A 7,799-nucleotide genomic window follows, 5' to 3' on the forward strand; every position below is an offset into this window, starting at 1 on the left:
CATTCCCATCCTCCGTTGTAAAGTTAGGATTAATCTTAGATAATCCCCTGTATTTCATGTAAAACACTTATAACAGAACTTGTCGAACGGCGCCCTATTCTTGAATATGTACATGAATGATTAATTAAGAAATTTAATTGCTCCTTTAAATTATAAATTCAAAACCTGTTGGTTTTTGGAATGGTATCTTACATTCTTTAAAGACTAATTTATATTTAGAAATATCATCGGGTAAAGCTGGTGATACGATGAATGTATAAGATTCATGCCCTCTGGAGCCACCCCCTCCTTCGTTTTGGCAGTCATAATCAGAACCTAAACCTTCTATGGAAAGGTTAAAAAAGGTATGTTCTCGTAACCTTCTAGGTATTTCATCATCGTTAGAATCTTTTCTATCAATGTTAAAATGAACGACACTGGCATTTTCAAATTGACGTACAAAGGTTACCGAATAAAACACATCATCTTTTTCAAATGATTTTAATATTGGTATATTTTTAAGAAATCCTTGTGGCTCTACAACAGGTTTATAAATGTCTTCATTTAAGAAATGAGCAAATACACTGTTTAAAAAATCCTCATAAAAATGATATTTTTTTGCCCAATTTACAATAAGGGGTTTAGTTGGAAAACCGGGATTATTTTTTGAAAGAACCTTCCGTTGTTTAATTAAATGACATATTTGTTCATCTATTGCCTCTATCTGTTCATCATAGTGTTCTGTTGGTGGTTCAAATGGCATTCGCTTCACATTTACCGCCTCCAAAGTAAAATAATATAGTCCACTTTAACATAAATTGGTAACTGGGGTTTCGTTCAATAAAAATATGCGCTGATCATTTTGAACTGCATCCTTTTTTTCAATAAGAACACAGAAGTTATAACGCAGCCATTACCATACTGATAGCCTTGTTCTTGTGTCATTTTCGTCGGTAATGTATTGGAGATCATCAAAACCTTTTAACTTGGCATTATTATATAAGCTTTCAAGTTTATCTCTGTCCTTACAATAAATTGTGAAATAAACAGAATCAACGACTAATAGTACTAGCTCACAATCGCTATTTAAAAACTCCTCATAAGTCTCAATATTTGCTGGATTCTTTCCTTTTGGGTGAGCTTTTAAATCAGCAAAAATGAGATAATATGTATTATCTTCTAGAAATCCTTTAAGGAATAATCCATCCATCTCGTGTATCTCTTCTAGGAAAAGAGGTTCTCCTAACTTATCATCCTCCACAAAATATGATTCTTCGCCCCCAATACGCCAAATAAATTCGGTTATGTTAATGGGCTTTAATACTTCCCCAAGAAAACTTCCGTATTCATTTGGAATTTCAAAACTAATACCTCGTCTCATATTTATCTCCTGTCTTTATTTATTCCTGATCCTTAATGTAGTTACATTTCTTATCTCCCTATAAAAAAAGAGAGCACAATTCTCCTGAAATGCGCCCGTTTGCGGAAGAACAAATGGAAAGAGGATTTCTTTATTCAATCTTTTCCCCCACATATTTCACTTGTTCTTTTACCATATCTTTAAATCTGTTTGGTTCATCAACTCGTATTGCTACCTGCTCATATTCTTTGTTAATCCCCATTAAAAGTGTAGCTTTAATTGGGTGCTTTAACTTCAAAATTATATTTGGGTGTATAGCTTCAAAATCCCACGCAATAAATTCGATTGTATCTTTAGAACGCTTTTGTGTTAATAGCTTTGGTTCATCAATGATTACATTAATATCAGACCAATTTACTTTCATTCTCTTCATTAATCCCAGTGAAAGATACATACATTCCCCTGTAACCAGTAAAGGATTATGACGAACTGCTTGTAGGTCGCCTACAAAGAAAATGGCTGAGTAAATATTAAAAATGAGAATAATGAGTGATAAAATAAAGGACTTTTCGTGCAACCAAAAATGAATCCCCAGAGTTTCTAAGATAATTGCATGAATCATCATTATTTGAAATGCAATCAAACTCGATTTCTGATGTAATGTAAACATATTATTATTTTTTTGGGACTTCTTCTTCCAGCTCGCAAAAGCATAGTAAAACATTAACATTTCCGAACAAATGATTCTAATTATAGGATTAGGCTTTATATGATTATCAACAGCAGAAGAGAAAGAAAATACAACTGGGAGATGACTTTCCTTTACTGAACGAACTATTATTGGAAGATATTTAACCAATTTCGTAAGAATTAATATTTCAAATAAGATGATTGAACCTTCAACAGCAAACCCAGCCCATGTTGCTATTTCAAAAGGTGCTAAATACGTCATAGGAATCAGGAAACGAATTAATACAAGACCACCAGCTATAGCTGTAATGACATTTTTCCAACTCCAGTTTTGTCTCCATCCAAGATACAAAATTGGGGAAATCAATGCTAAATCGAGCATTGAACCAACTACTACACCATTAGGATTATCAGGCAAAATATTTATCCCAAAGGTTGTATGATACAAAGAAATATTACTCCCCAGTACAATTAGAAGTAAAATAAGCATGCTATTCCGATAGATGTCCCTTTTTAATACCATAAAAACCCACCTTTTTCCTCTTTTTACCAACATTATATCATTAAATTCCTTGTGTTTCTTTTTCATGGGATCCTACCAGCAAAAAGCGCAAAACATACGCTAAGCAAATTTCGACATGAAGAAAGCCGATTTTCCTTACGCTAAGGAAAATCGGCTTTTATTGTTACTTTGAAATTTAATGTTTGATCATTGCTTTGATCCTTATGCCATAAAAGAGACCGATTCTTGAATAAAGTTTTCTATCTCATATATGAGTTAATCATTATTTTTCACTAAAAGTTCTAATAAACTCAGTAAGGTTCCTTTAAATATTTGCTGGTTTAGGATTTGACCAAATCCGGGTAATGCGATACTCCATAGTACCACCTCAAATTCTTTTCTTTTCATATAAAAAACCTATATTGGGTTACCAAATGTTGTGAGAAATCTATAATAAGTATTTCTTAACCAATATTGAATTTGTCTTTCCAATGAAAAACATCTCAATAGAAAAAATACCCCCATAAATACTGTAAATAATAAACCTGACAAGGCTAAAAATAATCGTTCCATTAAGTTTACTTCCTTTCATTTGGTTTATGATTTATAAAATTCGTTTCTATCAATAGGTTGTGGAGGTTGTTCCACCCAGCCCCGCTCAATCATAAGTTTTAGTCCTTCGCCGCCGTACTTCATTACGTCTGCTAAAAGAAGGGAAAAATGGGCTACTAAATCTTTTCTAAGAAAGATAGACAAAGCATCTCCAAGTGCCGAAACAGAAACTTGGCTTGTAGCACTTATAATAAATAGTATTAATCTTTCAGAAAAGGGAGAAATGGTTGAATTTGTTACCTCCATAGTCACTGGAAATCCGATTAAATGATCATTTTCTCTTAATAACTTATCAAATATATCTATTTTCTTTTCAGCTAGTTTTTTTCCTTTCAATAAATGGTCCTTTATTTCCTTATCTTTTGTTACCTGTATTAACCCCATCAAAAGGATTAGACCAATGGCATTTCTTTCGATGCCGACAAAAAGTTCTGTTATTTCTAAGGTATTTAGAGGTCTTTTCTCACCTAACCAAGTATTTATTAATGATGGTTGATGCTGAATAAACTCCACACTTTTCGGATATTCAATATTGGGAGGTCGATCATTTACTCCTTTTGAAAGCATAAGATTTAATGATTTTTTATGTAATTCCGCCTCACTGTATAGACACTCTGCAAAAAAAGTATAAATATCGATTCGGGTCACTTTAGTAAGAGTATTTGCATAATGAGGAATAATTATTTGCCCTCCACGATAAACAAAACTTAATGCAAATAAGTCTGTATATAGAGCAGGTGCTGATAAATCAATATCTTTATCCGAAAACCCTTTTGGTATTGGGAAGTATTCTTTTTCAAAAATTGCTTCAATTTTCCCAATAACTGTTTCAATCAAAACCACAACTTCTTCAATAATTGATTTTATTTCAACATCTTGAAGATGTTGAAGGAAATGTTTGTAAAAACATCTTACAGCTGTATTATGGATATAGGTTCTCCAAAGAATTGCAATTTCAGCAGTGGTTAGTTTAATATTATTTTTTTCCATACAAAAACAACCTCCTGTCCGGTACATTAAAGAATAACATGTCCATAATAGGATAAAAATATTAATGAACAACCGAACAACAAAACATTGAATAAAAAAGGGGCTAATGCTACAACAATTAGTCCCTTTTTTAAAATCTTGTTGGATTAAAGTGTAAGTAGCTCTGTAAGTCTTGTTCCAGATAATAGCCCTTTCATGCAAAAATAGCGCAGATCCATCCTCTGGATTTGCGCCCTTTCGTTGAATAAATGGCTATTAATTTCTTTTTCCCCTTTTCTCCCACCTATGCCGATATATTTGGGTTATACGGAATCTTGACATATTTACAAAACTATTATAAAATTCAAAAAAAGTTGAAATTCTAAGCTATGAAGAGGATTAAGAAATTAAGCTCCTATGCACAGAGAGCAAAGGATTTGCTGGAACCTTTGCCATAATCCTTAATTTCGAGTCACCTCTGAGCTGTTTCCTGAACAAAAAGGGGTAAATAACCTTCCCAGTAAGGAATACCGGAAGGCACTCGTTATTGTGTCATAGGTTTCAAAAGTTTGAAACCTGCTGAGGCTATATGCTGTGAGGCATATAACAAATCAGGGTGGTACCACGGAAGTCAACCTCTTTCGTCCCGATATACGCAATTGCTGCGTGTATCGGGATGAAAGAGGTTTTTTTAATTTAATATTTTTCAATTAAATAATCTTGATGATAAAAATGAAGCAATGAAGAGGATTAAGAAACGGGGCCCTTATGTACAGAGAGCAAAGGATTTGCTGGAACCTTTGCCATAATCCCTAATTTCGCAGTCACCTCTGAGCTGTTTTCCTGAACAACATTTATAGTAAGGAAAACCGGAAGGCACCCGTTATTGTGTCATAGGTTTCAAAAGTTTGAAACCTGCTGAGGCTATATGCTGTGAGGCATATAACGAATCAGGGTGGTACCACGGAAGTTAACCTCTTTCGTCCCTATTTACGCAATTCCTGCGTGTATGGGGACGAAAGAGGTTTTTTATTTTTTAGGCTGTGTTAAAGGTCAATGTGGATTTTTTGTCCCTTGTTGATTGGAGAGGAAGGCACGAAGACTCCCGCGGGAGAAGCGAGACAGACGAGACCCCGCAGGCACGAAGTGTCGAGGAGGCTCGTCTGTCTCCCGCAGAACCGTGCGTGCCTGGAACGGAAATCAACAATCAAGTTTAACAGAGCCATTTTTTAAATAAATTCAATCATAATCTTTTGGAGGATGATGACTAATGAACACTGAAAGTACAATGATTTTATCAAGCAAAGAATATCGTGAAAAGTTGTTACAGCCTGATTGCATAAACGGGTCTGAAATTTTACTTCGTTCCCTGCTATTAGAAGGAGTAGATTGTGTCTTCGGTTATCCCGGGGGAGCTGTATTGTACATTTATGATGCAATGCATGGAAACAAAGATTTTAATCACGTTTTAACACGTCATGAGCAGGGAGCGATTCATGCAGCAGATGGCTATGCAAGGGCAACGGGCAAACCTGGTGTATGTCTTGCTACATCGGGTCCAGGTGCAACCAATCTCGTGACGGGAATTGCCACAGCTTATATGGACTCCGTTCCAATGATTATTATCACCGGCAATGTTGCGACTTCTGCAATCGGAAGTGATGCTTTCCAGGAAGCCGATATTATTGGAATTACGATGCCTATAACCAAACACAGCTATCAGGTACGGGATGTTGAGGACCTTCCAAGAATCATTCGTGAGGCATTTTATATCGCGTCCACTGGCAGAAAAGGGCCTGTGTTGATTGACATTCCAAAGGATGTTTCATCTAACAAAACGACCTTTAACTATCCAGAGGAAATTGAAATCCGCGGCTATCAGCCTAACCCTCAGCTTGACATGCCACAGGTGGAAAATTTGCTAAAAGCAATCGAAGAAGCAAAACGTCCGGTAATAATTGCTGGTGCTGGTGTCGTTCATTCTGGAGCACATAAGGAACTAATAGAATTTGTCAATAAAACACAAATACCTGTCACAACTACCCTTCTTGGATTAGGTGGATTTCCAAGTGCCCACCCGTTATGGATGGGGATGCCAGGTATGCACGGAACGTATACAGCGAATACGGCAATACAAAATAGTGATTTGTTAATAAGTATTGGTGCCCGCTTTGATGATCGGGTAACGATGAAATTGGATGGGTTTGCGCCGAATGCAAAGATTGCTCACATCGATATCGACAGAGCTGAAATCGGAAAAAACATTAAAACCGAATTCCCTTGTGTTGGTGATATAAAGACAGTGTTGGCATTAGCTAACGAAACAGTCAAGCCTGCACAATCGAATGAATGGAACAATCAAATCATGGAAAATAAACAGAAGTTTCCGTTGAAATATCAAGATGATGATCAAGTATTAAAGCCACAGTATGTGATTGAAATGATTAACGAAACAACAGGCGGAGAAGCCATTATCACTACCGATGTAGGGCAGCATCAAATGTGGGCAGCCCAATTCTATAAATTCAATCACCCTCGCTCCATCATTACTTCAGGAGGTCTGGGTACGATGGGGTTTGGTTTGCCTTCCGCCATTGGAGCACAAATTGGAAATCCGAATCGTTTGGTTATTTCCATTAATGGAGATGGCGGCATGCAAATGTGTGCTCAGGAATTAGCCATTTGCGCCATTCATAACATCCCGGTAAAAGTGGTAATCATCAATAATCAAGTGCTGGGCATGGTACGGCAATGGCAGGAATTCGTATATGATGAACGTTATAGCCATATAGACTTATCTGGAAGTGTAGACTTTGTTCAATTGGCAAAAGCATATGGAGTAAAAGGACTTCGGGCACAAACAAAGGAAGAAGCTCAGGAAGTGTGGAAAGAAGCGTTAGAGACTCCGGGGCCAGTCTTAATTGACTTCGTTGTACCTACAAAAGAGATAGTCTTACCAATGGTTTTACAAGGAACAACACTTAGCGAAATGAAGATGGAGGGATAAATATCATGGAAAATCAAAATACAATCTCATTATTAGTTAAAGATCATCCGGGCGTTATGCAAAGAATAACAAGTCTTTTTACCAGGCGTGGATATAATATGGAAAGCATAACAGTCGGAGCCTCTGAAGAAACCGGTTTATCCCGAATCACCATCGTTACCGCTTGTGATGAAAGTCAAGCAGATCAGATCATCTTTCAGTTGCAAAAATTAGTGGAAGTCGTTGAAGCAACACTTCTCAGACCGAGAAAAACGGTTACTCGCGAATTAGCTCTTATGAAAATGAATGTAGAGCCAAATCGGTATAGCGAAATTTTCAAGCTAGTGGAAAGAATTCATGTTACTGTGTTAGACATCGGTTCAAAGACAATGATTATTCAGGCTGTTGGAGATACAGAAAGGATTAATGAAATTGTAGAACAGTTGACACCTTATGGAATATTTCAGTTGTCTCGAACTGGTGTAATGGCAATGGAAAAGTAAAGTTAAAGCTACAGTAGTGTTGCTCAAAAATAAAGATTAATCACAGACATCTCGCTAACAGGAATTCTGCTTTAAATAAAATGAACCCGTTTTGAAAAAATACTTATCAAGACCTAAATTATTAAAGATCCCTAAAAATAAAGAAGAACACATATTATACATGACTAATATGTGTTCTTCCTTTATTTCATTTAAGTG

General features: G+C 36.0%; 6 protein-coding genes and 2 other annotated features. Of the genes, 2 read left to right on the forward strand and 4 right to left on the reverse strand.

The genetic code is table 11. The annotated features are described in order from the left end of the window. Window positions 1–145 precede the first annotated feature (145 nt). From HNR53_RS22850 to HNR53_RS22865, 4 genes are all read right to left on the reverse strand, one after another. Window positions 146–751, reverse strand: a complete 606-nt coding sequence (locus HNR53_RS22850; RefSeq protein ID WP_184530457.1) for a hypothetical protein — start codon at window positions 749–751, stop codon at window positions 146–148. A gap of 141 nt (window positions 752–892) precedes the next feature. Next, on the reverse strand, window positions 893–1,360 hold the full coding sequence (locus HNR53_RS22855; protein ID WP_184530459.1) for a DUF2691 family protein: 468 nt from the start codon (window positions 1,358–1,360) through the stop codon (window positions 893–895). A gap of 130 nt (window positions 1,361–1,490) precedes the next feature. Continuing rightward, window positions 1,491–2,618 carry a beta-carotene 15,15'-monooxygenase gene (locus HNR53_RS22860; protein ID WP_246439790.1) on the reverse strand — a complete coding sequence of 376 codons (1,128 nt, stop codon included), beginning with the start codon at window positions 2,616–2,618 and terminating at the stop codon, window positions 1,491–1,493. A 510-nt stretch (window positions 2,619–3,128) separates the two neighbouring features. Continuing rightward, window positions 3,129–4,133 (reverse strand): DUF3231 family protein, encoded by a 1,005-nt coding sequence (locus tag HNR53_RS22865; RefSeq protein ID WP_184530461.1) that lies wholly within the window; start codon window positions 4,131–4,133, stop codon window positions 3,129–3,131. A 359-nt stretch (window positions 4,134–4,492) separates the two neighbouring features. Further along, window positions 4,493–4,764 (forward strand) — a binding site (T-box leader). Window positions 4,765–4,843: 79 nt separating this feature from the next. Continuing rightward, window positions 4,844–5,103 (forward strand) — a binding site (T-box leader). Window positions 5,104–5,382: 279 nt separating this feature from the next. Between HNR53_RS22865 and ilvB the strand changes: the two genes are divergently transcribed. Together ilvB and ilvN are read left to right on the forward strand one after the other, a co-directional pair. Further along, on the forward strand, window positions 5,383–7,119 hold the full coding sequence (gene ilvB / locus HNR53_RS22870; RefSeq protein WP_184530464.1) for a biosynthetic-type acetolactate synthase large subunit: 1,737 nt from the start codon (window positions 5,383–5,385) through the stop codon (window positions 7,117–7,119). Between the two features lie 5 nt (window positions 7,120–7,124). Further along, window positions 7,125–7,601, forward strand: a complete 477-nt coding sequence (ilvN, locus tag HNR53_RS22875; RefSeq protein WP_184530466.1) for an acetolactate synthase small subunit — start codon at window positions 7,125–7,127, stop codon at window positions 7,599–7,601. Window positions 7,602–7,799: the final 198 nt, after the last annotated feature.

It is taken from the genome of Bacillus benzoevorans (assembly GCF_014207535.1).
Taxonomy (GTDB): domain Bacteria; phylum Bacillota; class Bacilli; order Bacillales; family Cytobacillaceae; genus Bacillus_BD; species Bacillus_BD benzoevorans.